Raw genomic sequence first — 3850 nt, 5'->3', positions numbered from 1 at the left:
CCCGACACCGTCTCGGGGACACCGATGGGCGTCCCCGAGACGGTCTCGGGCTGTCGTGGTCTCAGCGAACCGCTACCAGGGCAACGGCACCCACCGATCGAAGAACCAGAATCCGTGCTGCCCCGCCCCGTGATCCCGACCCGGATCCTGCTGCTGAGCATGGCCCGGACGCTGCTGCTCGGGCCCGTCGTGCGGCTGCGCACTCGCCGCCCCCGCACCCAGCCCGATCAGGGCCGCGGCAACCCCACCGGCAACAGCCACCTTCGCGGTAGTCGACTTCACGACATTCATTCAGCTCTCCTTCAAGTCCGGCCGATGAGCCATCTCACTCACCAGGGCGTTCACTCTCGACATCACCCATGGTCACGGCCGTTCCTCCGAGCCCGCTCGGGCCCCGCTGAGAATGCGCTGGCAGTCGCGACGCACCTCCGTGCCCCAGAATTCAGGGGCGCCCGAAGCCGGCACCCCGTCCGTATTCTTCCGCCATGACCCTCACCACCCGCACCGCCACCGCAGCCCTCGCCCTCACCGCCGCCCTCCTCACCACCGCGGCCCCCGCCACCGCCGAATCCTCCCTCACCCCCGGCGACCTCGCCGCCGCCACCGGCTCCTCCGCCCTCCAGTCCCTCTTCACCGCAATCGGCTGCTACGTAGGCGCCAACAACTGCGGCTCGATCGTCATCCCGAGATAACCCCTCACCGCCGTCACCTCACCCCCAGTCGGGCTGGACTCGACACACTGAACTCATGACAGCCGAACTGCGCTCCCTCACCGTGCACGTCGACACCGGCCGTTGGAGCGCAACCACTCTCACCGACGTCAGCCTGCATGTTCCGGCCGCACAGATCACCGCCCTGCTCGGCGGCCCCGGCGCCGGAAAGACGATGATCGCCTACACCCTCACCGGCCGCCTGCCCGTGACCGCACAAACCACCGGCGAGATACTGGTCGAAGGAACCGTCGGCTACATCCCCCAAGACGGAATCGACGCCTTCGCACCCGACCGCACCGTCGGCGAGCAACTCGAGGCACTGGAACAACCCGGCGCATGGACCGTCACCCGAGCCTGCGCCGCCGCCTGCTACCCGACGGCAACCCTCGAACTGCTCCCACGACACCACTCGGCAGGACAAATTCAACGCGCAGCGATCGCCACCGCCCTCCTCACCACCCCAACCGTCCTGATCGCAGACAACCCCACAGCCTCCTTGGACCGGGGCACCGCGTCCTACGTGTGGAAATCGCTACGCGAATACGCCGACACCGGAGCGGCTCTGCTCGTGATCACCAACGACATCCCCATGCTCACCACCACCGGCTACGCCGATCAGCTCGCCATCCTCGACGAGGGCCGAATCCTCGCGACAGGCACGATGAACGAGCTGTCCACCTCCACCGACCCCCGAGTCTCGACCTACTTCCGCCCAGCCCTCTGACACCCCGAGAAACACCCATCTACCAGCCGATTAGTACCTACGCCGACAGGTGCGGTAATCTTTCCGAGCACCCGGCAACGGGGGCAAGAACGGGCTGTGGCGCAGCTTGGTAGCGCACCTGACTGGGGGTCAGGTGGTCGCAGGTTCAAATCCTGTCAGCCCGACAGCGAAAACCCCTTCTGACCTCGGTCGGAAGGGGTTTTCTCGTGTGCGGAGACTTGACGTAATGAGCCCAAAACACACACTTATTGCACAAAAATTGCCGCCGTCGACCCTCCGAGAGGTCCGATTCACGCCGAATCGCGGACTTCCGAGACCTCATCACCACACCACCGCACCAATAGTGAGCAATGTCACTCACCCGGGTTCCAGGGATCCCTAGACGGTCTGAACAGCCACCCACTCGAGGCCGGATCGTCCGCCGAACCAGTCCCAGCAGCACAACACACCTCCGGGCCACTGATCACGGCAGCGCGCGGCCCGAGGCCGGCTCCGGCATGCGGATACACTGAATCGCAGGAAGAGTCGCTCACCAGGGAAGAAGTGAGCGATCCATGCCTTCCTCCTCCCGGCGAACGCCAGATAAGGCGACTACGCCCTCCCCGCTGGCCAGTGACGAAACCTGGCTCAGCAGTGTCGATCTCGCCACCCGATGGACCGTCCCGCTCAAGACGATCGGTTCCTGGGCATCGGCTGGCTCAGGACCTCGCTACACCCGCCTCGGACGCCACCGCCGATACCGACTCGGTGACGTCCGCCACTGGGAACACCAACGTCTGCTCGCGGCAGCATCCGATGACCTCGCCGTGCCCGCGACACCAACCCGGGTCGACGACGAGACCTGGCTGACAACAGCCGATCTGGAACGCCGACTGCAGATCCCCGCCAAGACACTGGCCACCTGGGCCTCCACCGGCATCGGACCGATGTATGCCCGCCTCGGACGCCACCGCCGGTACCGGCTCGCCGAGATCCGCGCGTGGGAACACCGGCGCCTGACAACCGAACTCCCTTCCCCTCGCCGCGACACCTTCTGACGCCCCGCCCGGGCACCACCTCGCTCCCGACGGGCCGTTGCGGCCGACTCACCGAGCATGCCCGCGCCCAGCCCCTACCTCACGAAAGGACCAATCGTGCCCGGACGCCCTGCCCGCCCCGTCGGCACATTCGGAACCCCATCCAAACCGAGCAAACAGAAGAACGGCAAGTGGCGCACCGTGGTCCGCCACTACGGCGCCTGGCAGACCACCGTGATCCAACGAATCGGTGACAGTCCAACCGAGGCCAGCAACAAGCTCGCCGAAGCGATGCGGGACTTCCACGAGGTCCCCGCCGAGGCGCCGATCACCCGCACCACCACGCTGATGCAACTGGCACGCGAGTTGCTGACCGCCATGCGCCTGGACCCGAACTGCTCACCGGGCCTAATCGAGGACTATCGCCGCGAGATCGAGATCTCCCGCGACATCCGCGCCGACCCCAAGACGATCAAGATCGAGAACACGATCGGGCACCTCCAGATCTGGCAAGCGACCGCCGGCGAACTCGACCGCCACCTCAAAAGACTCTTGACCCTCGGCCTGCGACGCAAAGCCAAACAACACAAGGTCATCCTGCGCGCCATGATGCAGATCGCGGTCCTCCACGATGTCATCGACACCAACCCGGTCAACAACGTTGACCGGTTCCGCCGCGCCCGCGGCAAGGCCCGCGGCAAGGTCGCCGACATGAACGCCTTGCCCGCGTTCCGTGCCCAGGTCCGCACCTGGGCGAGAGGCGAGGAGATCCCGGGCACACCCGCCTACACCACCGGACCGCGACGAGACTGGACCATGGTGTGGGTCCTCGACGTCATCACCGGCACCGGCATCCGGCCCTACGAAGTCTTCGCCCTGCTCCTCGACGACATCAATCTCGACGCCCCGGACCCCTATATCGACATCACCGGTACCCTCGAACAGATCCGGGGCGGGCCCAACGGTGGATGGGTCCGCAAACCCGCACCCAAGACCGACAACGGATGGCGGCGAATACTGCTGCCGCCACACAGCATCGAGTCCATCCGTGAAGCCAGCGCCTACCTCGAACTCAACCGCACCCCCAACCCCCTCAGACTCCTGTTCCCGGCGAACAACGGATCACTGCGCAACCCCAACAACTTCGGCCGTATCTGGCGAGCAGCCCGCGGCACGACCTTCGCCTGGGTCACCCCACGCACCTTCCGCCGCGGCGTCGCCACCGCCGTCGACAACGCGACCGGCAACCCCGAAAACGCCGCACGCCAACTCGGAAACACCACCGCGGTCGCCAAAACCCACTGAGCCTTTTTCATCCTGCCGCTGAACCATGTTGCACCGCAGCGTGATTGATCTGCCGCTCCGGATGCGAACTGGCGAAGCCCCTGGTAAGAGAG

At 66.0% G+C, this 3850-nt stretch carries 5 protein-coding genes and 1 tRNA gene; 5 read left to right on the top strand and 1 reads right to left on the bottom strand.

The annotated features are described in order from the left end of the window. Nucleotides 1-72: 72 nt before the first annotated feature. Nucleotides 73-291: a hypothetical protein gene (locus tag ACWEMY_RS29135; protein ID WP_452392592.1), complete on the bottom strand. Its 219-nt coding sequence runs from the start codon at nucleotides 289-291 to the stop codon at nucleotides 73-75. 194 nt (nucleotides 292-485) lie between these two features. Between ACWEMY_RS29135 and ACWEMY_RS29130 the strand changes: the two genes are divergently transcribed. From ACWEMY_RS29130 to ACWEMY_RS29110, 5 genes are all read left to right on the top strand, one after another. Further along, nucleotides 486-692, top strand: a complete 207-nt coding sequence (locus tag ACWEMY_RS29130) for a hypothetical protein (protein ID WP_452392591.1) — start codon at nucleotides 486-488, stop codon at nucleotides 690-692. 55 nt (nucleotides 693-747) lie between these two features. After that, a complete protein-coding gene (locus tag ACWEMY_RS29125; protein WP_452392590.1) occupies nucleotides 748-1437 on the top strand; it encodes an ATP-binding cassette domain-containing protein in 690 nt (229 codons plus the stop codon). A gap of 90 nt (nucleotides 1438-1527) precedes the next feature. Further along, nucleotides 1528-1601, top strand: a tRNA-Pro gene (locus tag ACWEMY_RS29120). A gap of 642 nt (nucleotides 1602-2243) precedes the next feature. Further along, nucleotides 2244-2474 carry a helix-turn-helix domain-containing protein gene (locus ACWEMY_RS29115; RefSeq protein ID WP_452392589.1) on the top strand — a complete coding sequence of 77 codons (231 nt, stop codon included), beginning with the start codon at nucleotides 2244-2246 and terminating at the stop codon, nucleotides 2472-2474. 96 nt (nucleotides 2475-2570) lie between these two features. Further along, complete coding sequence (locus ACWEMY_RS29110; protein ID WP_452392588.1) at nucleotides 2571-3758, top strand: tyrosine-type recombinase/integrase; 1188 nt, start codon at nucleotides 2571-2573, stop codon at nucleotides 3756-3758. The last annotated feature ends 92 nt before the right edge of the window (nucleotides 3759-3850 follow it).

The sequence above is a fragment of the Nocardia sp. NPDC004415 genome (assembly GCF_053602435.1).
This window is presented reverse-complemented; position numbering and strand designations above follow the sequence as displayed.

Bases quoted from the DNA above. Each gene is read 5' to 3' on its own strand.
- ACWEMY_RS29135 (WP_452392592.1), bottom strand. From the start codon at position 291: ATGAATGTCGTGAAGTCGACTACCGCGAAGGTGGCTGTTGCCGGTGGG.
- ACWEMY_RS29130 (WP_452392591.1), top strand. From the start codon at position 486: ATGACCCTCACCACCCGCACCGCCACCGCAGCCCTCGCCCTCACCGCC.
- ACWEMY_RS29125 (WP_452392590.1), top strand. From the start codon at position 748: ATGACAGCCGAACTGCGCTCCCTCACCGTGCACGTCGACACCGGCCGT.